The sequence below is a fragment of the Pseudovibrio ascidiaceicola genome (assembly GCF_900114245.1).
In the GTDB taxonomy this organism is placed as follows: domain Bacteria; phylum Pseudomonadota; class Alphaproteobacteria; order Rhizobiales; family Stappiaceae; genus Pseudovibrio; species Pseudovibrio ascidiaceicola.
Genome location: NZ_FOSK01000011.1, coordinates 64,599 through 89,628, shown reverse-complemented (window position 1 = coordinate 89,628; position 25,030 = coordinate 64,599). Strand labels below are relative to the sequence as shown.

Sequence of the window (25,030 nt, the reverse complement as noted above, 5' to 3'; positions counted from 1 at the left end):
TGTGGTTAACCTATAAGACCGAGTCGAATTTGCCAAACACGCTCCCCCGACCACTCCAAAGACATAATCTGCCCACCCAAGCAGGGCAAGTTCATCACATTCTAGTTTTGTCAGGTTTCAATAAACTCTAACCTCACCTAATTGTAACTTGCCTTTTAGACATTGGCTGTTTGTTTATGTCTTGGTAAACTTAACATGGCCCTACCATTGAGCCCGTTGAATAAGGATTTCTATCATGTTTAACAAAAAATCACCTAAGGACATGACCGAGTCGGAATGGCGGGAACAACTGACCCCAGAGCAATATCGTATCCTTAGGGAAAAAGGTACCGAACGCGCCTTTACTGGCCCCTACTGGAACACCTTTGAAACTGGCACCTACAGCTGCACTGCGTGTGGCTCTAAGCTATTCAAATCAGATACAAAATTTGATGCAGGTTGCGGTTGGCCAAGTTTCTTTGAAGCGGTCTCACCTGATGCGGTGACGGAACATAAAGACGCTACTCTTGGCATGGTGCGTACGGAGATTTGCTGCGCAAGTTGTGGAGGACATCTCGGACACGTTTTCCCTGACGGCCCACCACCAACAGGACTTCGCTACTGCATGAATGGTACTTCGATGACCTTCACACCTGACACGTAGTTTTGATCAAAGCCAAGATAGGTGTTATCGCGAGGCGAAAGAGCGACGTTTTGAAGCTGTGGAAGAACAACTCCAACTACATTGAAATAATATTATCTGCTCTCTTCGAAAGACATATGAGCATAAAAATTATCGGTGTAAAAAGCTTTGACTTCAAATTTATACCTTCGATAGAGCGCATATCTTCTCAGGGATAAGTTTTAATCGGGAACTGGCTTTATGGCCGTTCCCGATTAAAATGCTGAACAACAGAAATCAGATCTCAAAGTTATCAGCGCAAACTCAGTCAGGTATAATGAAAAAGTCAGCTCCACCTCGCGCCCAGATGCGCACTCATGAAACCAGCCATCATGGTTTTACTCGCAACGAGCCTTATGCCTGGCTGCGCGCAGACAATTGGCAGGAGGTTATGCGAGATCCCACTCTGCTTGATGCTGAGATCCGCACCTATCTTGAAGCAGAAAATGCTTATACCGAAAACGAGATGGAAGGCACCAAAGAGCTGCAGAAGGCACTCTTTGCAGAGCTTAAGGGCCGCATCAAAGAAGATGACAGTTCGGTCCCTGCTCCTGATGGAGAATACGCCTATGCCACCAAGTTTGTTGAAGGTGGCCAACATCCCAAATTTGTACGCAGCAAGCGGGACGGTAGTGACCCCGTAACTCTTGTTGATGGCGACCTTGAAGCTGACGGCAAATCCTATTTCAAATTTGGCGGCGCATCTCACAGCGATGACCATAGGTATCTGGCTTGGGCCTACGATGACAAAGGGTCCGAATACTACACTTTGAAAGTGCGTGACACGACAACAGGACAGGATCTGGAGGACACCATTCCAGACACGGGTGCTGGTGGCGTTTGGTCTACGGATGGTCAGTATCTGTTTTATGTTCAGGTAGACGCAAACCATCGTCCTTCCAAGCTCTTCCGCCACAAGCTTGGTACAGCTCCGTCTGAAGATGTTCTTGTATATGAAGAACAGGACACAAGCTTCTTCGTGGGGCTTGGCAGAACACAGTCCGGACGCTTCATTTGTGTTGGTTCTGGCGACCATGAAACCACCGAGGTCTGGCTCATCTCAGCAGATGAACCTTTGGCGGCTCCTACATTGGTTGCCAAACGCGAGACTGGCGTGGAATATTCCGTTGAAGACAATGGTGATCGTCTGCTGATCCTGACCAACGCTGGTGAAGCTGAAGATTTCAAAATTATCAGCGTGCCACTTGTCGCTCAACTTGCCCTTCCGGGAAAGTCTCACTGGGTTGATCTGATTGCCCACAAACCTGGTCGCCTGATCCTATCGCACGATGTTTACAAAGATTACATGGTGTGGCTTGAGCGGGTTGATGGCTTACCGCGCATTGTCGTCCATCGTTTCATTGATGGCATTTCACATAGCATTGAGTTTGATGAAGAAGCCTATAGCCTCGGTATCGCTGCAGGGTTTGAGTACAACACCACAACTATCCGGTTCACGTATTCTTCCATGACAACACCAAGCGAGGTTTACGATTATGACCTTGCTACGCGTGATAGAGTGCTCCGCAAGCGACAGGAAGTGCCATCTGGTCACGATGCATCAGAATATATTACGCGCCGTTTGATGGCTCCTTCCCATGATGGCACTCTGGTTCCGGTTTCCTTACTCTACAAACGCTCAACAGTTCTTGATGGTAGCGCCCCATGCCTGCTCTACGGTTATGGGTCCTACGGCATTTCAATTCCTGCAAGCTTCTCCACCAATGCCTTGTCACTGGTTGATCGTGGTTTTGTCTATGCGATTGCGCACATTCGTGGCGGCAAAGACAAAGGCTATGCCTGGTACAAGAACGGGCGTCGTGAGTTCAAGAAGAACACCTTTTATGACTTCATCGCAGCCTCAAAGTTCCTGGCCAGCGAAGGCTTCACCGCTCATGACAGGATCGTAGCCCATGGAGGCTCAGCTGGTGGCATGTTGATGGGCGCATGCGCAAACATGGCACCAGAGGCTTTTGCTGCAATGATCGCCGAAGTTCCATTCGTGGACGTACTTACCACGATGCTGGACGATACCTTACCGCTCACCCCGATTGAATGGCCAGAATGGGGTGATCCGATCCGTGATAAGAGCGCATATGGGTATATCGCCTCCTATTCTCCTATCGATAACGTGGAAGCGAAAGACTATCCGGCGATCTTCGCACTTGGCGGCCTGACAGATCCGCGCGTTACCTATTGGGAACCAGCTAAATGGGTTGCGACACTGCGTGAGAAGAAGAGTAACGATAGTCTGGTGATGTTGCGCACCAACATGGATGCTGGACACGGCGGCGCATCAGGCCGCTTTGACCGCCTAAAAGAGGTCGCGTTGGTCTATGCCTTTGCTTTGAAACAGACTGGCAAGGCCTAACCAGCCTTCAAAGAGCAATTTCAAAAAGGCGCCTCAAACGGGCGCCTTTTCTATTTAAAGCAGTTCGCATTTAGGTTGAAACACCTGAACTGCTTTAGCCTTTGTTTTTGCGTATCTTTATCCGAAAACCGGTTCACACTTTTCGGCGATACGCTGTAATATAGCTGCAAGTTTACCTTAACCTTATTCTCAGTTCAAAAACTCCGTTAAGAATACTGGAACCAACATAGGACTAAGATTATTTGGTCGAATGAGGAGCTTTAACTCCTCTTGGCGCTCAATGTTAAAGACATAAACAACAAAAAAGTCTGGAACATCCTGTGCGTGCCATTCTGGTTATCTTGCTTCTTACCATCATGCTGCCTGCGCCCACAGCCGCTCAGGTCAACAATAAGCTTTATCCGTTTAATCATCTGATCCCGAATGACTTACGGTCGGCGCCGCGCATTTATGGGTCGCAGTATGATTGTCGGATCAGAGTGAAAGAGGATGGGGCGGAGAATGTTTATCAGGCGTTTGTGACCGGATATTTCAGCGATCCCAGCCGCAATATCTCCAGCGTTGCCTGCTTCCGTACAATGAAGAAGTGTCAGGCTTATCTGAATTTCATGCGTGGGTATTTGGAACTTACGCGCAGTGCCAGCTGCCAGCACGGATATTACAAAGGTCTTTTTGGCTGGTTTTAAAAGTACACTTTTGACAGAAGAGGCCGATAAGGCCCGAAAGCGTTGAGTAAATGAAGACAATTGCCCCACTCGCCTGCTTTGCAGCAGCGTCTCTTTTTCTTGTAAGCTGCAGTCAACCACCAAGCACCAATTATCTAGAACGACAGCTCATACCTCGTACAGGGCCGATTATGCCGCGTGTAAGAGGCACTCAGTATGATTGTTCCATTGCGACTGCAGAACACGGCGCAGCCAATATTTGGCAGGCAAATGTTGGCGGGCGCGTCCTGAGTGATAACCAGCCCTACAACGTTTCGACAGAGGCTTGCTTCACAACTCAGAATGAGTGCGAAGCGTTCCTCTATCTCATGAACGGAGTTTTAGATCAGATCATTACATCCCGGTGTCAACTTGGGTATGAAAAGGGCTTCTTCGCCAAGCTGTTCGGATCTTGAATTACTTAAAGCTGATCGATAGTTCTGCGGTTTTTGCATAGGATTGGCAGGTCAGAATAGCCCCCTTGGCGACTTCAGAGTCTTCCAAAGCCATTCTGGCCTGCATGTTCACCGCACCACTCTTGATCTGCGCCCGGCATGCTCCGCAGATTCCTGACTGGCAGGAGTAAGGTGGCTCTAAGCCCGCTGCCCGGACAGCATTCATAATCGACTGTCCCTTTGCAACTTCCAGCTCGATGGCTTCGCCGTAATAATCGAGCTTCAGCAGAGCTGGTACGCTGGACACTTCTTTTTGCGTTTCAAGGTTTCCACCAAAACTCTCTGCATGGATACGATCTGTCGGAACATCGCAGTTTTGAAGAGCCTTGCGCACATCTGCGTTCATGGTGCCGGGACCGCAAATAAAGTATTGCGTATTCTGAGCAACCGGGCGGCATTCGGACAAATACTCCACGGTTACGTCTTTGGTAATCCGGCCAGATTTCCAGGGTGAGAACATAGACCACATGGACGGTTTTGATAGAATATGTCTGACTTCCAGCCGAGATGAGAAGTGCTCTTCCAATTGCTCCAGTTGTTCCTTAAAGATGATGTCATCAGCTGTCCGGTTAGCATATAGCAAGAACAGTTTCGCACGTGGCTCTTTGTCCAATGCTGCTTCAATCATTGCGATAGCAGGCGTGATTCCACTTCCACCGGCAAAGAAGTAGAGTGTTCTTTGCTGGTCTTTCTGAGGCTCAAGCGTGAAACCTCCAAAGGGTGGCATCACATCTAGCCGCTGACCTGCCTTCACCTTTGTGCAGAGGAACTTGGAGACAATCCCATCTGGATTGGGTTTGACTGTGATCTGTAGCGCTTTTCCGCGACTGGGGGCCGCTGAAATCGTGAAGGGACGACGTACCTTCTCACCATTTACATCCAGCTCAATGGTGATGTGCTGTCCTGGCTTCCAGAAAAACTCCTCCTTCAGCTCTGCAGGGACGTCAAACCTGATGGTTTTCGCATGCTTTGTTTCAGAGATAACCTCTGAAACCCTCAGTGAATAAATGATATTTCTCACGGCTTGCACTCCACCCATTCAGCCACGACACGCTGATGATCGCGAACGGGCTTTTCACCGTGCTTGGAGGATGGACCGTGCTCGAAGTATGGGCTTTGCAGGGACTTTTGCTGTTGCTCACAGGCATAGATATCTTCCTGCATAAAGTCGCCAGACGACATTGGATCTACTTTTGGATCTTCGTTGTATTTGGCGCCCAGATGCTTATCCCAGAAGGAGGCTGATGCCATGGCCGCTTTTGTGAAGGCCCAAGTAGATTCATTTGCTACACGTGTCCGTATCTCAACCATAGATCTGTCCGGGGCGATTGGCGTTATATGGAAGGTGGACCATGAGTTTTCAGATTCACCCAATCCAATCCCGGGGAATAACATTGGCACCCAGGCCCCCATTTTATCTTTTGGGATGCCCGGAATGAGCGGCATTGGTGTGACTTTCTCCACTTCAGCAGCATAGAAATCTGCAAGAGGCTCCCAGAAGGCGAAGTGCGGGCCGATGAACTCGCACTCGATCTTCGAGTGGTCATACATGTTGAGCGTATGAGAATGCAGGTGTGCCAGATGATATCCGTCGATGTAGTTCTCGACAATGATCTTCCAGTTGGCCTTGATCTCGTGCTTTGAGTAGCCTTCTTCCGTCTCAATTAATCCAGCGGGATCATAAGGCGCAAGGTATGGCTCTACCTCTCCAAACCAATTGATGATGGATGGAGCATTCTCATCTGGGTGTACCCAGAGCATTCCGCGCCAGATATCGACAGATGCTTTTTTCAAACCATTGCAGGACAGATCGATACCTGGGAACTCTTTTTCCTGTTCCGGGACAGAAATCAGATTGCCTTCAAGGTCATAAGTCCAGTCATGATAAGGGCATGTGATCGCTTTTTGCGTTTTGCCTTCAGCCCGCAGAAGCTGGGTGCCTCTGTGGCGGCAGATGTTGTGAAACGCACGCAAGCGATGGTCACGACCCATTACGATGAAGATATTGTTCAGGCCAGCCTGAACGGAGATGTATTGGCCCGGTTCAGTGATGTCTTCCCGAAAGCCTGCGAGCGACCAGGTTTTGGAGAAAATTTGGGCCTGCTCTCGATCAAACCACTCTTGCGAGGTGTAGGCCTCTTTGGGCAGAACGGGCATACCGTTGCTATGAGTAGACATGGGGAACGCCTCGTAGCTTCATTATCAGGTCTGCGAGGATGAGGTAGAGCGAAAGCGTCGCCCACAGGATGATCGTGATCCAGAACAGGAACGGGTTATCACCACGTGTGAGAGTTTCGACAACATAGACGGACTGGCTCCGCCACGCTCTAAATGTCCAAAGGAGGAAAAGCGCACCCCAAACCCATTGCCAGCCGTAGTAAAGCGAGGCGGCAATCAGGATCAGAGCAAAAATGGTTCGCCACTTGCCGTAGCTGATTATCTTTCTAAGGAGCTCTTTGAGTACCTGCATTATCTTCCAAGGACCTCAACAGCAGCAATGCTGCATTTTTTGCATAACGCCTCCACGCATGTGGCGGCCTGAGGGGAGCCAAGGAATCAACGTTGAAGTAGAGCGCCACGATGCCATGGGCAACGGTTTCTGCAGCTTCACTCTCCACTTCAGGAAAGTCTCGTATAATTGCCTCGACGACAACTGCTGTAAAATCACCAACCCATTTCAGAAGAGCTTCTGCCTCAGCAGGAAACCTGTCTGCTGCTGCGACGATGGATTGGAATACCATCATCTCAGCTGGATCAGAGTGGCCATGATCATCAAACAGATGGTCAACGGCAGCGTAGGAACCACGTTTTGCTGGCAAAGCGTTTGCGAACATTGTCGTTAGCTCACCAAAGCCTGACAGAACATGGGTTACAACAGCGTTTATTATCTCTTCCCGATTACCGGCGTGATGCCTGATAAGCGGTCGTTTCAGTCCGGTTTCTTCAGCAATGCGATCCAGCGTCACACCTTCCAAACCATATTGAGCAACGCATTTTGCAGCAGCTTCAACGATTTCATTCAGTCTGGCGGATTGAACACTTGGACGCGGCATGGGTATGTGCTTTCACTCATCGGACACGAGTAGAGATAGGCTCCAACTAATTAACTGTCAATAGTGACAATTTAAAAAATCAAAGCCATCGAGACAAAAAAGGCGGCACGAGGCCGCCTTGATTATAATCTGTCTTTGGGATTAAACAGCTGCAGAGTACAGCTCTTCCACGTATTCCCAGTTGATCAGGTTATCAACGAACGCTTCCAGGTACTTAGGACGCGCGTTGCGGTAGTCGATGTAGTAGGAGTGTTCCCATACGTCGCAGCCAAGAATTGGGGTTGCGCCGTGTACGATTGGGTTTTCACCGTTAGGTGTTTTCATCACTACGAGCTTGCCATCTTTAAGAGCAAGCCATGCCCAACCGGAACCAAACTGAGTTACACCAGCGTTGATGAAGTCAGCGCGGAACTTGTCGAAACCACCGAGGTCTTCGTCAAACTTCTTAGCCAAAACGCCTGGCAAGGAAGAACCGCCGCCATTGGGCTTCATCCATTTCCAGAAGTGCAGGTGGTTAAGGTGCTGACCAGCGTTGTTGAACAGGCCTGCATTGGTGCCGTAGCTTTCTTTAACGATCTCTTCAAGGCTTTTGCCTTCAAGACCTGAACCTTCGAGCAGCTTGTTGCCGTTGGTTACGTAAGCCATATGGTGTTTGTCATGGTGGAACTCGAGAGTTTCAGCAGACATATAAGGGGCCAGAGCGTCGTATGCGTATGGCAGGTCTTCAAGAGCGAAAGACATGGTATACCTCCATGGGAAAGGAAAGTTTAGGCGCAGTACTTTTCGGTTTTACAACCAATCAGCGCTGCAACTCATGGTGCAAAATAGTGATGTTTTTCCGTATGAGCAACGGGTGAAGAGCATAATTTGCAAATATTTTTCTTGTTTTTTTGTAAGTAGAACTTCTAAGTTGGAAATTATAGGAGCTGTGAGGTCACATTAATGGCTGTTTTCTGCGGCTTATAAGGAATCAATTTGTGACAGATGCCTCCGAAAAACTCATGAAAACATCCACTACGCCCGAAAAAGACCAGTTTGCAGTCCTTTCTGCGGTGGGTGGGTGCCTTGCTATGGCTGCAGTCATGGGTATCGGAAGATTTGTCTATACGCCGGTTTTGCCGTTCATGTTGCAAGACGGTACATTAAACGAAGTCAGCGCAGGTTTTATCGCCTCCTCCAATTATCTTGGTTATCTGCTTGGAGCATTGCTGGCAGCTCGCGCTCCCCTGCCCGGCGGTCCCTATCGTATCTTCATGATCGCGTTAATCACGAGCACCGTAGTCACCTTTCTCATGGCGTTTAGCCTTGGCGCTTACTGGTTCGTTGTCATTCGCTTTCTAGCTGGTCTGGCAAGCGCCTATGCATTTGTTTTGGTTGCAAATATAGTCATGCAACGGCTAGCAGAGACCCGTAGCCTTCATTTCTTTCCGATCCATTTCACTGGGGTAGGCATAGGCATAGCCGGTTCGTCCCTTATGATTGAATGGCTTGGTGCAAGCTTGGAAAGTTCATCTCAACTTTGGATCGCAAGCGGTTCGCTCAGTCTTCTGCTCTCATTGTGCGTGCCGTTTCTTTTGCCGCCACGAAAAGAGCTTCATCCTCGATCAGCTTCTCATGCCATCCAAGCAGAGACTACGACCAAGCCACTGAACCTGAGCGCGTGGCGCTTGATCTTTGCTTACGGCTGCTTCGGTTTTGGCTACGTCATCACCGCCACATTCCTCGGCGCATTGGCTAGTTCGACGCCTGAGCTGGCGCCAATGAAATCCCTTGGCTGGCTGCTGGTTGGACTTGCTATCATACCTTCCGTCTTCTTTTGGGAGAAGCTGGCAGTCCGTATCAGTTATGGCCGGGCAATTGCAGTTGCCTGTACGCTAGAAGCCATTGGCGTAGCTTTAAGTGTGCTGATGCCAACTATTGCCGGGCTCTCTGCGGCTGCGATCCTGCTGGGCGGCACGTTTGTTGGCATTACATCGATCGGGCTTGTTGAGGCGCGTCGTCTTGCAAGTTCTAACCCTCGCCAGATCGTCGGTCTGATGACCGCTGCCTTTGGTTTAGGCCAGATGTTTGGCCCGAGCTTTGCCGGTTACCTCTATGAGCTGAACGGCGACTTTTTGCTGGCGTCACTTGTCGCTGCTGGTGCTCTCATTCTTGCCGCGTTACTCACGATCAAGCGCTTCACACCGGCATAAAAACCGGCATAAAAAAGGGAGGCAACAGCCCCCCCTTCATAATTTGCTGGTTCTTGAGATTATGCAGGCACTTTGGCGTGCGCAAACTCCCAATAGATTTCTCTTGCTTTGGCAGCAACAGGACCATGGTCCATTGTGCGATCTTCCAGTTTGTGGACTGGAACCACCTTGCCATAGTTACCGGTTGAGAAGATCTCATCAGCCTTAAGGAAGTCCTTAAAGGTCAGCGTTGTTTCATGCACATTATAACCCGCACGGCTCAGCAGTTTGATAATGCGCTGGCGGGTGATGCCATTCAGGAAGGTGCCATTCCAGTAAGGGGTGAGCACCTCACCATCCTTGACCATGAAAATGTTAGCTGAGGTCAGCTCCGCAACATTGCCCAGAGCATCCAGCATGATTGCATTGTCAAAGCCACGAGACTTCGCTTCACGCGATGCACGCGCATTGTTTGGATACAAGCAGCCAGCTTTTGCATTGACTGGCATAGACTCCATTGTTGGCCGGCGGAATGGAGACAATGTCAGGCTGTTGGATGCACCTTTGGGGGGCATTGGAGCTTCAAACAAGCACATGCAGAAGCGAGTTGATTCCGGGTCACCGTCAATAATGCCAGGACCGTCGTGTTCAGCCCAATACATCGGACGGATGTAAACTGCTTCGTCTGCTTCAAACTTGGTCATGCCTTCTGTCGCAAGCTCAACCATTTCTTCAAAGCGCATGGTTGGTTTCATACCAAGGTTTACGGCAGACCGGTTCAGACGTTCACAATGCAAATCAAGGTCAGGCATAACGCCTTCAAATCCACGGGCACCATCAAATACGTTCGAACCCAACCAAAAAGAATGCGTACGCGGACCAATCAGTGGCGGATTGCCCTCGTACCATTTGCCTTCAACCCATGTCCGAGTCTTCGACATTTCGGCCATAATTAATCTCTCCTCAAAAGCCGGCTTATGAGCCTGAAAGGCCCCGCCCAATTATATTTTGTCAGTCGACCTGAGAATTCAAATGGGGTCAACCATACTCTCGACAAAGAAGATAAAGCACCAAGGTGCGGTCATCATGCCCAACACGAACAGGCTCAAAGTTATATCCCGCAGTTATTTCAGCTTTGAAACGCAATTAAATATCACTGCACCTACATAAATGGTGCGAAAACGCAATTACATTGCGACTTGTGACTTAGGTGTAGTTTGCAGGCCTGACGCCTCTTCTTTGTTCTTTTGCACAGTTTTAACGCAATCGTGTTTTGAAGACTTTTGAGATTGCCGCAACCTTCGTGAGAGCTGGCTAAAGATTCTGACCGTGTTTTGTGCGCATACCAGCAATTTTGGAGTGAAATGTTGTTTTCATGGGACAGTTGTTAAATTTTTGCGCCCAAAGCATAGGGAGCACGTATTTCCCATCCCTTGACGAACACGCATGACATGGCTTTCTTAGAGGTATTGGAATTTGCCAATCTTGACGCTTGGTGCAAAGCCGGAGAGCAGAGATGAGCCACTCAGTTTATGTTTTTGATGCCTATGGAACTCTTTTTGACGTGCATGCTGCCGCCAGAAAACACATGGGTGCCGTGGGTCCTGAAGGCAAAAAACTCTCATCCATCTGGCGTGAGAAACAGCTGGAGTACTCCTGGGTTCGTTCCCTTATGGGGCAGTATGTAGATTTCTGGGAGCTGACAGTTCAAGCCCTGGACACTGCATTTGCGCTTGTACCAGAAGCAAACAAAAGCGCCCGCGATGAGCTGTTGGCCGCTTACTGGGAGTTGGATTGCTATCCGGAAGTTCCTCAACTTCTGAAAGATCTGCGTGAACGTGGTTCCAAGCTTGCGATCCTGTCAAACGCTCCTATGAAGATGATGGATGGTGCCCTCAAGAACGCTGGTATCACGGATTCCTTTGACGAAGTCTTCTCGGTTGATCCGGTACAAACCTACAAGCCGCATCCAGATGTTTATGATCTTGTGACCACTCATTTCCGTATGTATCCGGAAGCGATTTCATTCCAGTCCAGCAACCGCTGGGATATCGCAGGTGCAACAAAGTACGGTATGCGGACGGTCTGGATCAATCGCTCTCAGATGCCAGATGAATATACAGACCTGGCGCCATCTGCTGTTTTGAGAGACCTGAGCGGGCTTCCTGCACTGGGTTGAACCTTGAGTGCACCTGACTCTGAATTGGCATAAACCTCTTTGCAGGTGTGTTTTCTGTGGCCATCTGAGCTCGAACTCAGCTGGCTCAGCGAATAAACTTGCTCTTAGCCCGTGCAGGTTTCATATTTGTGGCGGCTTTGAGGCCAGAACCTATTTCAGAGTAGAAGCAATCGGCGTTACTTAGACTTCATGTTTCATGGAATTAAAAGTGGAGGCAGAGGCCACAGGGCTGTGGGCCTGATTGCATTAGGTTTGGGTGCTGCCTGTTTTGGAAGCATCCCCTACTTTGCAAAGATCGGCTTTGCTGCCGGAATCTCACCTGGCGCAGCAGTTCTCTTGCGCTATATTCTGCCAGCCGTGTTGCTTGCTCCCTACCTGCCACAAGCGCTTAAGTCCGGCCCAAGCAGCAGACATTATGTGCTGTTCGGTATGATAATGGGACTTGGCGCATGGAGCTATTTCTATGCTCTGAGCGTTTTGCCGATCTATCTGGCTGCCAGCCTATTTTTCTCCTATCCCGCACTTCTGGTGATCCTGAGAGCTATTGGCGGTGAAAAGCTGAGAGGTAGTGACAAACTCACGCTTGGACTGGTGTTTGGAGCACTGCTGATCATCATTGCCTCAACACCGTTGCCTGATGTGGATTTTGTCGCCGTTGCAATCGGGTTGGTTGGGCCTTTGTGTTACGGCGGTTTGCAGATGGTCAGCCGAAGAACCCCGAGTTACCTACCCTCATTATCCATTGCCGCTTGCATTTTTGCCGGAGCGGTTTTGACAGCTTTTCCGTTTGCTCTTGTCGAACTTAAGGTTTGGCACAGTGAAAGTTCTATGCCGAGTACCCTTCCAATTCTGGGGCTGGCACTCATTGCAGGATTGTTGCCGCAGCTTTTGCTTGCCTATGGAAGCTCAGATAAATCCGGTAGAAAGACAGCGTACACCACCGGCTTCATTGAGTTTGGATTGGCTATCCTGACAGGGTATTGGGTCTTTGCAGAGCCTTTGGGTATCGGACAAGCTACCGGCTTCATTTTTTTGCTGGGCGCACTTTACCTGACAAACGAACCTTCCCGTCTTCCGCGATATTTGCAAGATTAGAGCACGTTGCAGTCATATGCATTCACGCAACATGCTTTAATCAGGAGATAATCAGTCCTGCAGAGCAGCAAGTTATCAAGTTTCGGCGCGTGTGATCCACTTATGGCCGATCGGTGCCTGATAGTTTTCAATCTGGTCCAGCAATTGGCTTGGATTGTCACCAACCAACAGCATGTCACGGTGTGCTTTCTTCATGAACGCTTCTTCTTCCATGAAGTCCAGAAATGCCAGCATGCGACCGTAAAAACCGTTCGCATTGTAAAGGCCGCATGGCTTGTTGTGGTAGCCGAGCTGTCCCCATGTCCAAACCTCAAAGAGCTCTTCCATGGTGCCGATGCCGCCTGGAAGTGCCACAAACGCATCAGACAGATCAGCCATCATCGCTTTACGCTCGTGCATAGAGCCAACAATGTGGAGATCTGTCAGGGACCTGTGTGCCAGTTCTTTTGCTGCAAGTGCTTCTGGTAATACGCCAACAACTTCACCGCCGGCTTCCAGCGCTGCATTTGCAACGACACCCATCAACCCGACCTCAGCACCCCCATAAACGAGACGATTGCCGCGCTTTGCAATTTCGGTGCCCAAAACGCGGGCAGCAGCTTCATATTCCGGACGTTTCCCGATTGATGATCCGCAAAACACGCAGATAGATGCCATTTCAATTCTCCAGTCGGCTGAGCCCAAAATACAACTTCAATTCAAAGATGCTGGCTCTGAACTAAGCAATCCAGAGCCAGAAATTTTCAATGACTGATTACTTCGCCAGCTCTTCCAGAACACGCGCCCAGGAACGGATGCCTTTGTGGAAGCTCTTCAGCTCGTACTTTTCGTTTGGTGAGTGGATCTGGTCTTCATCCAGACCGAAGCCGATCAGTAGGCTATCCATGTCGAGTGTACGCTTGAAGCTACCAACAATAGGAATGGAACCACCACAGCCAACCAAAGCCGCTGGCTTGTCCCATTCAGCAGAGAGCGCAGCGCGGCCTTTGGCCAGAGCTGGTGCATCAAAGTCCATGCGCAGCGCACGATCACCACCATGAGGATGCAGTTCCAACTCAAAGTCAGCTGGCGTTTTGGACTTGAGGTAAGAGTGGAATGCCTCTCTGATTTTCTCAGGGTCCTGATCGCCCACCAGACGGAAGGAGATTTTTGCATGTGCTTCTGCAGGGATAACTGTTTTGAAGCCCGCACCGGTGTAACCGCCCCACAAGCCGTTTACTTCACAGGTTGGGCGTGCCCAGATCTGCTCCAGGCCAGAGCGGTTTTTCTCGCCCCCAAGATCTTTTAGGCCGATGCCACCAAGGAACTCCTCAGTAGAAAAGCCGAGATTATCCCACATTTTCTTGACGTCTTCTGGCAGTTCCAAAACGCCATCGTAGAATCCAGGAAGCGTGATGCGCCCGTTTTCGTCACGCAGACCAGCGACCATATCAGAAAGAACGTGAAGCGGATTACGTGCTGCCCCTCCATACATGCCGGAATGAAGGTCTTTGCTTGGGCCTTTCAAGGTGATTTCTTCGCCAACCAAACCACGCAGCATGACGGAAATTGCAGGGGTGCCTTTGTCCCACATGGATGTATCGCAAACGAGTGCCAGATCCTTAGACAGCTCTTCTTTGTTTGCATCCAGGAACGGTTGAAGAGACGGAGACCCGCTTTCTTCTTCACCTTCCAACAGCACGGAGATGTTGATCGGAACATCACCAGATTCTTCAACCCAGGCACGGACAGCTTCAACAAAGGTCATCAACTGGCCTTTGTCATCGTTTGCACCGCGTGCAACGATCATTTTGGAGCCGTCTTCACGGGTAACAACCTGCGGGTCAAACGGATCAGCATTCCAAAGTTCAATCGGATCAACTGGCTGCACGTCGTAGTGACCATAAAACAGAACGTGTGGACCCGGCTTTCCATCAGCAACACGATGACCAACAACCATTGGGTGGCCAGTGGTATCTCTGACCTCTGAAGGAATGCCAATTGCTGTCAGTTCTCTGGCCATCCACTCCGCTGCTTCACGGCAATCACCCTTATATTCAGGGTCGGTAGAAATGCTTTTGATGCGCAGGAGGTCAAACAACCGATCGAGACTTTGATCCAGATTTTGGTCAATACGATCAAGGACTTTGTCGAGATTCGACATGGTTCATTCCTTTGTAGTGCAGGCTCGTGTTTATCACCTGTAGGATGGGATAGGACGCAGGTCACTGCGTAGATATGAGGCTGTTAGAAGCTCTAACATAATTTTCAAAGCCAAAGCTACGGCTTTGCCTTGGTAACCACTTGTAATTCCGCTGCACTGTTTAAACAGGTCGGTTAAACTCTTTTAAGGAGCGTGAGCGATACTTTGTACAACGAAGGCACATAAGAAGCCATGCGATGCGGAATTTGAAGGAAACACGCGAGACCAGGCCTGATTTTTAAGGGATGGTAACACAGAGTTGCCCTGCGCCTGTTCCGTTGTCTCTAACATTGCACCCGATGATCACTATATTAGATTCATTAGGGGACAGGAGATTACAATGCACGTACTTGTTGATCGCATTACCGAAAGAACCGGGCTGGATCCTGCGAAGGCTCAACCTGCTGTTGGGATCATGCTGAACTTCATTGCCAAAAACAGCAGTAAAGAAGAAGTCGAGGCTTTGCTTGAGGCCTTCCCTGCCGCCGAGGGGTTTCTTGCAATTGATGAAGCCACTGAGAACAAAGGACTTCTGGGCGGACTTGCCAGCAAAATGAATGCCAGTGTTGGCGTATTGGCTGCCTTGAATGAGATGACCAGCCTTGGACTCTCGGTTGAAGAAATTCAACAGGTCGCGAAAGAAACCGTTCAATATACTCGCGAAAAAGTCGGTCCAGAAATGACAGATGAAATCGTGGCTCGTGTACCCGGACTTGCAGAAATAACATAGGTGTCTTGGGACTTTCGTGGTGTAACTCAGGTCAGCGCCTCTCCATATAATCCGCTCGCGCAAAAAGCAGACACATTTAAAATGAGCCTGCTTTTCACCAGTACTGAGAGAACATTTAGGTCAGATTTTGATCTGCCCGTAGCGCAATGCCTCGACCACCGTGTGGGTCTTATTTGATGCATTGAGCTTGGCACTTGCGTTTTGCAGGTGCGCATGAACCGTTCTTTGTGAAATCTCCAGAAGTTCCGCGATCTCATGAGCCGTCTTGCCCAGCGCGGTCAATTCCAGAACACGGCGTTCGCGTGCTGACAAATCTCCCGGTCTTTGATCAGAGATCACGCCCAGCTCGAACAAGCGCCGGAATGCTGCCGAGCATACAATTTCCAGCGATGCCAGATCATAAGGTTCAGCGGCGATCTGATGCCCTGCACCAACCACCATTGCCTGGAACGGATGAAGAGCATCTACCGGGATCACCATGACCCGTGCACCCTCACCAATTGCAGCAAAGAGCTCGGAGTTGCCAGTGTCCGTGCTGGATACGGACCAGACCACCGGGCGATTGCCGGATAATCCCAACATCAACGCACTGTCACCAGCGCTCAGCGTTGTCCGCTCGACTCCGCCGTTTCTTTCATCAGGCCACCTAAACCTATGAACCAAACTGTCAATTGTTCTGTTTGGCATAGGTAGACCTGTGATCAGGATATGGGACGCACCCAATCGCCTTAAATAAGACTCCACAATATCCAGAACCGGTTTCGCTGCCCGTGCTTCTGAAATCGCTTTTACCTTTGCTTCGATATCTGAAGTATCGTTCATTTGCCCTGCCTTCCCGTTTCTATCCGCCTGGCACTCGCTCGTGTGCTGCTGGATTGAAGACGCACTTGCCCACCTGACATACCGAAGGCATGCCAACTAACTTTCGCAAACCGATGGTTTGCGCAGGTAAATTCGAAAACTCTTCATTTTGAATGGTTATTCAGCGCAGGACTGCATCATCGTGGAGTTATGGCAGTTGCCATATCTCATGCTCAGAAAATAAATTGCACGCCTGTTAATCGCTGTATTTTGTAGTTTGCTGGCAATTCTTTGAGTTGCCTCGCTTCTACAAGATGTAACCATCTCTTGTATTTTGCATTACTCTTAGACCACTTGTTATTACAGCAATCTCGGCAATACCGTCATTCTCATTTTCGGAGGTAGATCAACTGACCTCCAAGTATTCAGAGTACTTGTAAATAGTGGCCCCGCTGTTGCCCCAGAAACTCATTACCCCAACAGTTTAACTAGGAGCTATTTCGCAGAAACTCCGAAATATCTATAGTAAGAGTACGAAACTACTGCTTAGCTCTCGGCAATAGTAACAGCGTTACATGCCCTAGGGTCAATTGCGACAAATTTAGGATAAATTAAGCTAATGCGAAAACTATCTAACCATTGTCACATCAGTAGTTCTGCAATTTACGCAGTGTTTGAGGCAGTTGTTTTCCAATCTCGTCCTAACGCATAGCTTGAAACCATCAAAGGTTCCTTCGTATAAAGTTATCAGAAGGACATGGGATGGACATGCAAAACATTGATTTTCCAAGCAATTTCCTAGAAGCGACGCACAGCGACTGGGAAGCATCTGCTCTGCGTGCCCTCAAAGGCGCGGCACTGGATGCCTTAAACACACCAATTGCCGGTGGCCTTGAGAACAAGCCATTATACCAAGGGCGCACGGACAGTGCTCCATTGCAATTGAGGGAGTGCTCTCACCCTTGGAAGATCGTTCAGCGAAGTGATCATCCCATCATTTCCGAGGCCAACGCCCAGATGCTTGAAGACCTCGAAGGAGGCGCTGACAGCATTGAGCTGGTTCTTCCCGCCTCCCCACGTGTTCTGAGTGGTGGGCTGAGTGTTCAGCGTATAGACGATATGCTGAGCCTCCTTGAGGGTGTACAACCTGACCTGATCGATTTCCGTCTTGAATGTGGTTATGAGGGCAGCGCAACACTTGCGCTTCTCGTTGAAGCCTGCAAGCGTCTGGGTATCGAGCCAAACCAGCTGACGGTTCATGGTATCTCCGATCCGTTGAGTGTGTTTGTCAACTCCGGGCGGGTTCGTAATTCTTTTGAGCGGCTCGAACTGCGTGCTCAGGATCTTGCGGGATACGCCCGCAACAACGGCCTTCAGGGCAGTCTTTTGCGCAGTGATGGGCGTTGCTACCACGATGCAGGCGCTAACAGCGTTCAAGAGCTCGGCCTCATCCTGTCCAGCCTGCTCTATTATATGCGCACGCTGGAAAAAGGCGGTGTGTCTGCCGAGGATCTTCCAAGACATGTATCGGCCTGCCTAAGTGCGAGTGCTGACCAGTTCGGTACCATCATCAAAGCACGTGCGATGCGCCAGCTCTGGTCTCGTTTGCTAAATGCTGCTCAGTTGCCAACGCAGCCACTCCATCTTCATATGGAAACCAGCTGGCGTATGATGACCAAGCGCGATCCTTGGGTAAATATGCTGCGCACCACAGTTGCTGCATTTGCAGCCGGGATTGGTGGTGCTGACAGTGTGAGCGTTCTTCCCTTCACAAGCCCTCTTGGTTTGCCGAATGCATTTGCTCGGCGCATAGCCCGAAACACCCAGCTTATTTTAATTGAAGAAAGCAATCTGGCCCAGGTCAGTGACCCTGCTGCCGGGAGTGGTTTGGTTGAAGAGCGCACTGAGGACCTTGCCAATGCGGCATGGTTGTACTTCCAGAAGATAGAGAAGGAAGGCGGCGTGCTTGGAGCACTGGCGTCTGGCGTGATCTATTCTGATGTTACCACGGCCAGACGTGAAGAGGACAAGTTGGTCGCGACGGGGCGTCATCCACTGACTGGCACAAGCGCTTTCCCGAACCTGGGCGAGCTTGATGTTGACGTGCTGAAAGCAGATGCTGACCAGATTGGTGAAATTGCAACACGCATGGATTTGCCAGAGCCAAGCGCAGACGGGCAGTTGATTGAGGCTGTTGCCAAAGCCCTGACTGAGGGTGCTGGTCTTGTTGACATTCAGGCCAGCCGTAAACAACTGGGCGATAATGATTGTCAAGCTCTGAAGCTTTCTCGTCTAGCAGCACCATTTGAGAGTCTCCGCGACAAAGCCGAGGCCTTCCAGGAAACTCAGGGCAACCCACCGAAAGTCTTTTTGGCAACGCTGGGGCCGGTTGCTCAGCATACAGCCCGCGCAACCTTTGCCAGCAACTTTTATGCAACTGGCGGGTTTGTCAGTGGTGGTGGCAAGCAGTTTGACAGCCTTGATGACATGATCTCCTGTTTCCGCATCAGCGATGCCAAGGTTGTGTGTTTGTGCTCCTCTGACAAGGTTTATGAAGAGCAGGCTGTAGCCGTTTTAAAACAACTGAAAGCAGCTGGGGCGAAACGCATTACGCTGGCCGGGCGTCCGAAGGAACTTCTTCCTGAACTGACCGAGAATGGCCTTGATGGGACCATATACCAAGGCTGTGATATGCTTGCTGAACTGAAGACATGTTTTGAAGTGGTTGGCGTTTCGCTGGCTGATGAAGTGGAGGCAATTTGATGAGCTTGTTTCCTGACTACACCCAGATTGATTACAAAGACTGTTCTGTGTCTACCTCCACTGACGCGCAAGCCACATGGGACACGCCGGAAGGTATTGCTGTTAAGCCTGCCTATGGGCCTCAGGATCTTGATGGTCTGACACACCTGAACACATGGCCGGGTCTACCGCCGTATATGCGCGGGCCATACCCAACCATGTATGTTCAGCAACCATGGACTGTGCGCCAGTATGCCGGGTTCTCAACTGCGGAAGATTCCAACGCCTTTTATCGTCGCAATCTGGCGGCTGGGCAAAAAGGTCTTTCCATCGCTTTCGATCTGGCAACGCACCGTGGTTATGACAGTGATCACCCCCGTGTTGCTGGTGATGTGGGTATGGCGGGTGTTGCCATTGACTCCATCTATGACATGCGCACGCTCTTCTCCGGCATTCCACTGGACAAGATGAGTGTGTCCATGACCATGAACGGTGCAGTTTTGCCCGTTATGGCGCTTTATGTGGTGGCTGCTGAAGAGCAAGGTGTCCCTTCTGAAAAGCTTTCCGGGACCATTCAGAATGACATTCTGAAAGAGTTCATGGTGCGGAATACCTATATCTATCCGCCTGTACCTTCCATGCGCATCATCTCCGACATTTTTGCATATACATCGGAGAATATGCCGAAGTTCAACTCGATCTCCATTTCCGGTTATCATATGCAGGAAGCGGGGGCGACGGCTGATCTGGAGCTGGCCTTTACCATTGCGGATGGCATTGAGTATGCCCGCGCTGGTGTGGCTGCAGGCATGGATATTGATGCCTTTGCTCCGCGCCTGTCCTTCTTCTGGGCGATTGGTATGAACTTCTTCATGGAAGTTGCCAAACTGCGTGCTGCGCGCCTGATCTGGGCGAAGCTGATGCAGGAGAACTTCCAGCCAAAGAACCCAAAGAGTTTGTCGCTGCGAACACACTCCCAGACCTCTGGCTGGTCTTTGACGGCGCAGGATGTATTCAACAACGTTATCCGTACGACTGTTGAAGCGATGGCAGCGACACAGGGGCATACGCAGTCTCTGCATACCAACGCTCTGGATGAAGCGTTGGCGTTGCCGACTGACTTCTCTGCCCGCATCGCCCGTAATACTCAGCTGTTCCTGCAGCAGGAGAGCGGCACCACCAAAACCATCGATCCATGGGGTGGCTCTTATTACGTGGAGCGATTGACCGCTGATCTGGCTGCGAAAGCCTTGAAGCATATCGAAGAGATCGAAAGCCTTGGCGGCATGGCGAAAGCCATTGAGAAAGGCATTCCGAAGCTTCGCATTGAGGAAGCCGCAGCAAAGACACAAGCGCGTATCGACAGTGGTCATCAGACTGTTGTGGGCGTGAACAAGTTCCGCCCTGATCGCGAAGAAGAACTTGAAGTTCTGAAAGTGGACAACGAAGAGGTTCGTGCCAAGCAGATTGAGAAGCTGAATCGTTTGCGCGAAGAGCGCAACGAAGAGGATACTCAGGCAGCGCTTATAGCACTTGAAGACGCAGCACGCTCTGGTGAGGGTAACCTGCTGGACCTTTGCGTGAAAGCCGCTCGTGTGAAGGCATCTGTTGGCGAAATGTCTTTGGCAATGGAAAACGCGTTTGGCCGCCACAAAGCTGAAATCAAGTCCATTGCTGGCGTTTATAAGCGCGAGGTTGGTGAAATGTCTGAGAGCATCTCCAGAATTGAACAACTGGTTGAGGCGTTTGAAGAAAACGACGGTCGCCGCCCGCGTATTCTTGTTGCTAAAATGGGGCAGGATGGTCATGACCGTGGGCAGAAGGTGATCGCCTCTGCCTTTGCTGACCTTGGCTTTGACGTGGACATCGGACCATTGTTCGCCACACCTGAGGAAGCTGCCCGTCAGGCTGTTGAAAACGACGTTCATATCGTTGGCGTTTCCTCCCTTGCCGCGGGTCACCTCACTCTTGTACCCGCTCTGAAAAAGGCACTGGCTGATGAAGACCGCGAAGACATCATGATCGTTGTAGGCGGCGTTGTACCTCCTCAAGATTATGATGAGCTCTATGCGTCTGGCGCATCCGCGATCTTCCCTCCAGGGACTGTGATCTCCGAGGCCGCTGAAGGCCTCATCCACGAACTCAACGGTAAGCTTGGCTACGAGCCGCAAAAAGCGGCTGAGTGACAACCGATCGGCACTCCCGCAGTTGAGGACTGCTTTTAACCCAGCATGAAGGCGAGACTTTTGTTCTCGCCTTCATGCTCTTTACCTTCGCTGGACTCTATCGGCGGATGGCAAGTCAGCTTTGCCCGAACACCTCCCCCAAAATTAAAAATCTCCTGCTGCGCCAGATGGTCGTGACAGACTGGCTCTCAGATGCGTGCGATCTGTGCTGCAATGAACCCTTAATGAATAAAGCTCATACAGGTGGGGTAGAAAGAGCAGGTCTCCTTCCATAATAGAACTTCCAGTCATCAGGCGAATAACAATGTTTAAAGAAGCTCTTGAACTCGGTGGTTTAGCAGTCGTTACCGGTGCAGCGAGTGGTGTCGGCAAAGCATCTGCCCTTCGGTTTGCCCAACAGGGGTTAGGCGTGGTTCTGGCAGATCTGCCCGGACCGCGACTCGAGCAAGCTGTAAAAGACGTTAGCGCGGTTGCTTCCAGTTCTGCGAGCGTGTTTGGTGTTCCTACGGATGTCTCTGATGAGAGCCAGGTGAAAACGTTGGCCGACAAAGCCTTTGAGGCTGGTGATGTGGCCGTTCTTATGAACAATGCCGGGATTGAAATTCCATCTTCAAGCTGGGGTGAGATGGAGAATTGGCGGAAGCTCATCTCGGTAAATCTGTTTGGTGTAATCCACGGCGTTCATGCTTTCTTGCCGCGCATGGTGGATGCAAACCGTCCGGCTGTTGTGATCAACACGGGCTCAAAGCAAGGGATCACAACCCCTCCCGGCAATCCTGCCTACAACACGACCAAGGCAGGTATCAAAGTTATTAGTGAGCAACTCAGCCATGAGCTCAGAGAGGCGAATGCGCCTATCTCAGTGCATCTCTTTGTACCGGGCTTTACTCACACGGGCATAAATATGGCTCAGTATCCAGAGAAGCCTACGGATGCATGGACCAGCGAGCAAACGGTCGACTACTTTCTTCAGCGTATGGCGGAAGATGACTTTTACATTCTGTGCCCGGACAATGCTGTGGACTCCAACACCGACAAGCTGCGGATCGCCTGGGCAGCTGGCGATCTTATCGAAAATCGCCCGGCTCTTTCACGTTGGCATCCAGACTACAGCGAGAAGTTTGCCAGTTTCCAGAAATCTGGGAAGATCAGGTAGTCTTTGCTAGCTAGTGCATTGTAGACACCAGCAACTATTAATTGCATAAGTCATTGTGTTGAGCAGGAAGTATCAGCATCAAATCTATCGGATTATTTTTTTCAATCCCGGTGGAATAGCGTTCAAATTTAACTTTAGGTATTTTCTGTAATGAACCAACGTTCTTTGCAAACGGCACCTCATCTTTTTGATTTTTTTATCGTCATCCTTTCAATATATGTCATTGCTGCACTTCTTATTCAGGATGCAATGCACCTTGATGCAGAAACCATTACCCTTCTGATTTACGCAGATACTGCAATTTGCGGAATCTTCTTTATTGATTTTCTTATCCGCTTCATAAAAGCAGAACGGAAAGTTGACTTTATGAAATGGGGCTGGATCGACCTCGTTTCGAGCATCCCATTGGTAGACCCTCTACGATACGGACGTGTAATCAGGCTCTTCAGAATAATTCGCGCAATTCGTGCTTCCCATACCATTGTACGGTACATCTATAATAAGAGAACAAACAGCGTTCTCACTCTTGTATTCATCAGTTCCATCCTGATTGTCATCCTTGCCGCAATTGCTGTTCTTCAGGTAGAGAAAAACGCAGAAGGCGCAAATATTCTCACCCTGAGAAATGCTATCTGGTGGGCCTTCGTTACCATCACAACAGTAGGCTATGGAGATTTCTTTCCTGTCTCCCCCGTAGGTCGCGTGATCGCAGCTTTTTTGATGACCGTTGGCGTTGGTATGTTTGCCTCTTTGACAGGTACAATCGTTGCTAATCTTTTTATCAATGAGAACAAAGAGACGGACACTAAGGATTTACAGGCTCTAGAGGCTAAGCTTGACGCGCTTCACATTGAATTGGCCGAGATGAGACGTGAGTTAAGCAAGCAAAAAGAAAGTTCACAGATCTGACTAAGTTAGCTGCCTCTAGAATTTTCCAGATCCTTTCCTACATGAGGTAAGCGCTCATTTGATTTATGGGCTCGGGCACTTCGATCTTGGCTTGTTGGTTTTGATTGAACGGATTGATGTGTGTCTGGCTGAGGGCCATGGCACGGATTTGAGGATGACATATGCTTACTACGACCACTAACTCTCTAGATGGCAAAGAGATTTCTGAGTACAAAGGAATTGTTCACGGTGAAGCAATTCTGGGTGCGAACGTCTTTAAGGATCTGTTCGCTGGTATTCGCGATATTGTCGGTGGTCGTTCCGGCGCCTACGAGGGTGAACTGAAGAAAGCCCGTCAGATTGCGCTGCATGAGATGACTGAGGAAGCATCGCGTTATGGCGCAAATGCTGTGATCGGCATCGACATTGATTATGAAACTGTTGGCAGCAACGGTTCCATGTTGATGGTGACTGCAACTGGTACTGCTGTCACTTATCGCTAACGCATTATTCTTCGCGTATCCTTCCTGAAGAACTGGTGCAGGGTTCTGCCCTGCCCCACAACTTCTCCAAGTCGCTGACTTGCAAAGGGGCGTCATCTGTTCAAGGTTGGCAGAAGAGATTCTTCTGACCGGACTTATTTGAATGAATGCACGCTTCGCTTCTTCCAGAGACAACATTGATGATCTTGCCGAGCGGTTGCTGAATGGGCAGCGTGCAGCACTTGCACGCGGCATAACGCTTGTTGAATCCAAGAAGCCAGCCCACCGTGAGCAGACCGAAGCGCTGCTGACCAAGGTGATGGGCTCCACCGGGAATGCATTCCGTATTGGCATCACTGGTGTTCCAGGCGTTGGCAAGTCCACCACCATCGACACGTTTGGCTCCAATCTGACAGCAGCCGGGCACAAAGTGGCTGTGCTGGCTGTTGATCCGTCTTCAACGCGTACTGGCGGTTCCATTTTGGGTGATAAGACCCGTATGGCCCAGTTGGCTATAGATCGCAATGCCTTCATCCGCCCTTCCCCTTCTGCAGGCACACTTGGCGGTGTGGCGGCTAAGACCCGCGAGAGCATGTTGCTTTGTGAGGCGGCGGGGTTTGATGTCATCCTGGTGGAGACGGTTGGCATCGGGCAATCCGAGACGACGGTTGCGCAGATGGTTGATTTCTTCCTCGTGCTGATGTTGCCGGGTGCTGGTGATGAGCTGCAAGGTATCAAGAAGGGCGTGCTTGAGATCGCCGACCTTATTGCCGTGAACAAGGCAGAAGGTGACGGGCTGTTGCGAGCACGATCCGCAGCTTCTGAATATCGTGCGGCTCTCAATATCCTTGCACCGCGGTCCAAGCATTGGTCTCCTCCAGTCCTGACTGTTTCCGGCCTTGCGAATGAAGGCCTTGATGAGGTGTGGGCGCAGCTCGGCATCTTCAAAGAACGGATGCAGGCAAGCGGCGACTGGAACAACAAACGCGCTGAACAGCAGCTGGCGTGGATGTGGGGCTTGCTGAACGAGAAGCTTCAGGCAGCTTTGAAGGCAAACCCTGATATTCAAGCCGCTCTGCCTGACGTTGAGAGCGCGGTGAAGTCCGGCAACCTGCCAGCAACGGCTGCGGCGAGTAAACTAGCGAGCCTGTTCGGGATTTAAACAAACGTTGGG

The 25,030-nt window shown here is 50.2% G+C and carries 23 protein-coding genes; 14 read left to right on the top strand and 9 right to left on the bottom strand.

The features are described 5' to 3' along the window. Positions 1-235: 235 nt before the first annotated feature. From msrB to BM231_RS19535, 4 genes are all read left to right on the top strand, one after another. Positions 236-643 (top strand): peptide-methionine (R)-S-oxide reductase MsrB, encoded by a 408-nt coding sequence (msrB, locus tag BM231_RS19555; RefSeq protein WP_063293251.1) that lies wholly within the window; start codon positions 236-238, stop codon positions 641-643. Between the two features lie 295 nt (positions 644-938). Next, positions 939-3,032 (top strand): S9 family peptidase, encoded by a 2,094-nt coding sequence (locus BM231_RS19545; RefSeq protein ID WP_093522016.1) that lies wholly within the window; start codon positions 939-941, stop codon positions 3,030-3,032. A 320-nt stretch (positions 3,033-3,352) separates the two neighbouring features. Further along, positions 3,353-3,718: a hypothetical protein gene (locus tag BM231_RS27230; protein WP_208860516.1), complete on the top strand. Its 366-nt coding sequence runs from the start codon at positions 3,353-3,355 to the stop codon at positions 3,716-3,718. A gap of 170 nt (positions 3,719-3,888) precedes the next feature. Next, positions 3,889-4,152: a hypothetical protein gene (locus BM231_RS19535; protein WP_208860515.1), complete on the top strand. Its 264-nt coding sequence runs from the start codon at positions 3,889-3,891 to the stop codon at positions 4,150-4,152. A 1-nt stretch (position 4,153) separates the two neighbouring features. Here BM231_RS19535 and BM231_RS19530 read toward each other — a convergent pair whose 3' ends face one another. The 5 genes from BM231_RS19530 to BM231_RS19510 all read right to left on the bottom strand — a co-directional run bounded on the left by BM231_RS19530 (position 4,154) and on the right by BM231_RS19510 (position 7,985). After that, entirely contained in the window at positions 4,154-5,212 is a 1,059-nt protein-coding gene (locus BM231_RS19530) for a ferredoxin--NADP reductase (protein ID WP_093522179.1), read from the bottom strand. Beyond that, positions 5,209-6,369 carry an aromatic ring-hydroxylating oxygenase subunit alpha gene (locus BM231_RS19525; protein WP_093522011.1) on the bottom strand — a complete coding sequence of 387 codons (1,161 nt, stop codon included), beginning with the start codon at positions 6,367-6,369 and terminating at the stop codon, positions 5,209-5,211. Before BM231_RS19525 ends, BM231_RS19530 begins: the two co-directional genes overlap by 4 nt. Next, complete coding sequence (locus BM231_RS19520; protein ID WP_093522009.1) at positions 6,356-6,661, bottom strand: hypothetical protein; 306 nt, start codon at positions 6,659-6,661, stop codon at positions 6,356-6,358. The genes BM231_RS19525 and BM231_RS19520 overlap by 14 nt, the downstream gene beginning before the upstream one ends. Beyond that, positions 6,636-7,244 carry a TetR/AcrR family transcriptional regulator gene (locus BM231_RS19515; RefSeq protein WP_093522007.1) on the bottom strand — a complete coding sequence of 203 codons (609 nt, stop codon included), beginning with the start codon at positions 7,242-7,244 and terminating at the stop codon, positions 6,636-6,638. Before BM231_RS19515 ends, BM231_RS19520 begins: the two co-directional genes overlap by 26 nt. Positions 7,245-7,385: 141 nt before the next feature. Further along, entirely contained in the window at positions 7,386-7,985 is a 600-nt protein-coding gene (locus tag BM231_RS19510; protein ID WP_093522005.1) for a superoxide dismutase, read from the bottom strand. A gap of 236 nt (positions 7,986-8,221) precedes the next feature. Here BM231_RS19510 and BM231_RS19505 point away from each other — a divergent pair, with 236 nt between their 5' ends. Beyond that, on the top strand, positions 8,222-9,436 hold the full coding sequence (locus BM231_RS19505; protein WP_093522003.1) for a YbfB/YjiJ family MFS transporter: 1,215 nt from the start codon (positions 8,222-8,224) through the stop codon (positions 9,434-9,436). 59 nt (positions 9,437-9,495) lie between these two features. Here the strand turns inward: BM231_RS19505 and BM231_RS19500 are convergent, their stop codons facing one another. Beyond that, positions 9,496-10,365, bottom strand: coding sequence for a branched-chain amino acid aminotransferase (locus BM231_RS19500; RefSeq protein ID WP_093522001.1), 870 nt, complete (start codon positions 10,363-10,365; stop codon positions 9,496-9,498). Between the two features lie 566 nt (positions 10,366-10,931). Here BM231_RS19500 and BM231_RS19495 point away from each other — a divergent pair. Continuing rightward, complete coding sequence (locus BM231_RS19495; protein WP_093521999.1) at positions 10,932-11,594, top strand: haloacid dehalogenase type II; 663 nt, start codon at positions 10,932-10,934, stop codon at positions 11,592-11,594. A gap of 231 nt (positions 11,595-11,825) precedes the next feature. Continuing rightward, positions 11,826-12,689, top strand: coding sequence for a DMT family transporter (locus tag BM231_RS19490; RefSeq protein WP_208860514.1), 864 nt, complete (start codon positions 11,826-11,828; stop codon positions 12,687-12,689). Between the two features lie 75 nt (positions 12,690-12,764). On the opposite strand, the gene BM231_RS19485 is transcribed toward BM231_RS19490, so the two are convergent. Then, the gene (locus BM231_RS19485; protein ID WP_093521995.1) at positions 12,765-13,346 is read right to left on the bottom strand and encodes an LOG family protein; all 582 of its coding nucleotides are present in this window, start codon (positions 13,344-13,346) and stop codon (positions 12,765-12,767) included. A 97-nt stretch (positions 13,347-13,443) separates the two neighbouring features. Further along, entirely contained in the window at positions 13,444-14,832 is a 1,389-nt protein-coding gene (locus tag BM231_RS19480; RefSeq protein ID WP_093521993.1) for a dipeptidase, read from the bottom strand. A 379-nt stretch (positions 14,833-15,211) separates the two neighbouring features. Between BM231_RS19480 and BM231_RS19475 the strand changes: the two genes are divergently transcribed. Then, the gene (locus BM231_RS19475; RefSeq protein WP_093521991.1) at positions 15,212-15,601 is read left to right on the top strand and encodes a DUF2780 domain-containing protein; all 390 of its coding nucleotides are present in this window, start codon (positions 15,212-15,214) and stop codon (positions 15,599-15,601) included. A 120-nt stretch (positions 15,602-15,721) separates the two neighbouring features. Here the strand turns inward: BM231_RS19475 and BM231_RS27385 are convergent, their stop codons facing one another. Further along, positions 15,722-16,423, bottom strand: coding sequence for a LuxR C-terminal-related transcriptional regulator (locus BM231_RS27385; protein ID WP_057465853.1), 702 nt, complete (start codon positions 16,421-16,423; stop codon positions 15,722-15,724). 747 nt (positions 16,424-17,170) lie between these two features. On the opposite strand from BM231_RS27385, the gene BM231_RS19465 reads away from it, so the two are divergent. The 6 genes from BM231_RS19465 (at position 17,171) to meaB (ending at position 25,018) form a co-directional block, all read left to right on the top strand. Beyond that, complete coding sequence (locus BM231_RS19465; RefSeq protein WP_208860513.1) at positions 17,171-19,165, top strand: methylmalonyl-CoA mutase family protein; 1,995 nt, start codon at positions 17,171-17,173, stop codon at positions 19,163-19,165. Further along, the gene (gene scpA, locus BM231_RS19460; protein WP_093521987.1) at positions 19,165-21,330 is read left to right on the top strand and encodes a methylmalonyl-CoA mutase; all 2,166 of its coding nucleotides are present in this window, start codon (positions 19,165-19,167) and stop codon (positions 21,328-21,330) included. The genes BM231_RS19465 and scpA overlap by 1 nt, the downstream gene beginning before the upstream one ends. A 304-nt stretch (positions 21,331-21,634) precedes the next feature. Beyond that, positions 21,635-22,486, top strand: coding sequence for an SDR family NAD(P)-dependent oxidoreductase (locus BM231_RS19455; protein ID WP_093521985.1), 852 nt, complete (start codon positions 21,635-21,637; stop codon positions 22,484-22,486). A gap of 150 nt (positions 22,487-22,636) precedes the next feature. Then, positions 22,637-23,395 (top strand): ion transporter, encoded by a 759-nt coding sequence (locus tag BM231_RS19450; RefSeq protein ID WP_093521983.1) that lies wholly within the window; start codon positions 22,637-22,639, stop codon positions 23,393-23,395. 161 nt (positions 23,396-23,556) lie between these two features. Continuing rightward, positions 23,557-23,877 (top strand): heavy metal-binding domain-containing protein, encoded by a 321-nt coding sequence (locus tag BM231_RS19445; RefSeq protein WP_063295737.1) that lies wholly within the window; start codon positions 23,557-23,559, stop codon positions 23,875-23,877. 142 nt (positions 23,878-24,019) lie between these two features. Next, positions 24,020-25,018, top strand: coding sequence for a methylmalonyl Co-A mutase-associated GTPase MeaB (gene meaB, locus BM231_RS19440; RefSeq protein WP_093521981.1), 999 nt, complete (start codon positions 24,020-24,022; stop codon positions 25,016-25,018). Positions 25,019-25,030: the final 12 nt, after the last annotated feature.

What these genes read in the sequence shown, in the direction of transcription:
- msrB (WP_063293251.1), top strand. Translation starts at nt 236, where the DNA reads ATGTTTAACAAAAAATCACCTAAGGACATGACCGAGTCGGAATGGCGG.
- BM231_RS19545 (WP_093522016.1), top strand. Translation starts at nt 939, where the DNA reads ATGAAAAAGTCAGCTCCACCTCGCGCCCAGATGCGCACTCATGAAACC.
- BM231_RS19535 (WP_208860515.1), top strand. Translation starts at nt 3,889, where the DNA reads ATGCCGCGTGTAAGAGGCACTCAGTATGATTGTTCCATTGCGACTGCA.
- BM231_RS19525 (WP_093522011.1), bottom strand. Translation starts at nt 6,369, where the DNA reads ATGTCTACTCATAGCAACGGTATGCCCGTTCTGCCCAAAGAGGCCTAC.
- BM231_RS19520 (WP_093522009.1), bottom strand. Translation starts at nt 6,661, where the DNA reads ATGCAGGTACTCAAAGAGCTCCTTAGAAAGATAATCAGCTACGGCAAG.
- BM231_RS19515 (WP_093522007.1), bottom strand. Translation starts at nt 7,244, where the DNA reads ATGCCGCGTCCAAGTGTTCAATCCGCCAGACTGAATGAAATCGTTGAA.
- BM231_RS19510 (WP_093522005.1), bottom strand. Translation starts at nt 7,985, where the DNA reads ATGTCTTTCGCTCTTGAAGACCTGCCATACGCATACGACGCTCTGGCC.
- BM231_RS19500 (WP_093522001.1), bottom strand. Translation starts at nt 10,365, where the DNA reads ATGGCCGAAATGTCGAAGACTCGGACATGGGTTGAAGGCAAATGGTAC.
- BM231_RS19495 (WP_093521999.1), top strand. Translation starts at nt 10,932, where the DNA reads ATGAGCCACTCAGTTTATGTTTTTGATGCCTATGGAACTCTTTTTGAC.
- BM231_RS19485 (WP_093521995.1), bottom strand. Translation starts at nt 13,346, where the DNA reads ATGGCATCTATCTGCGTGTTTTGCGGATCATCAATCGGGAAACGTCCG.
- BM231_RS19480 (WP_093521993.1), bottom strand. Translation starts at nt 14,832, where the DNA reads ATGTCGAATCTCGACAAAGTCCTTGATCGTATTGACCAAAATCTGGAT.
- BM231_RS19475 (WP_093521991.1), top strand. Translation starts at nt 15,212, where the DNA reads ATGCACGTACTTGTTGATCGCATTACCGAAAGAACCGGGCTGGATCCT.
- BM231_RS27385 (WP_057465853.1), bottom strand. Translation starts at nt 16,423, where the DNA reads ATGAACGATACTTCAGATATCGAAGCAAAGGTAAAAGCGATTTCAGAA.
- BM231_RS19465 (WP_208860513.1), top strand. Translation starts at nt 17,171, where the DNA reads ATGCAAAACATTGATTTTCCAAGCAATTTCCTAGAAGCGACGCACAGC.
- scpA (WP_093521987.1), top strand. Translation starts at nt 19,165, where the DNA reads ATGAGCTTGTTTCCTGACTACACCCAGATTGATTACAAAGACTGTTCT.
- BM231_RS19455 (WP_093521985.1), top strand. Translation starts at nt 21,635, where the DNA reads ATGTTTAAAGAAGCTCTTGAACTCGGTGGTTTAGCAGTCGTTACCGGT.
- BM231_RS19450 (WP_093521983.1), top strand. Translation starts at nt 22,637, where the DNA reads ATGAACCAACGTTCTTTGCAAACGGCACCTCATCTTTTTGATTTTTTT.
- BM231_RS19445 (WP_063295737.1), top strand. Translation starts at nt 23,557, where the DNA reads ATGCTTACTACGACCACTAACTCTCTAGATGGCAAAGAGATTTCTGAG.
- meaB (WP_093521981.1), top strand. Translation starts at nt 24,020, where the DNA reads ATGAATGCACGCTTCGCTTCTTCCAGAGACAACATTGATGATCTTGCC.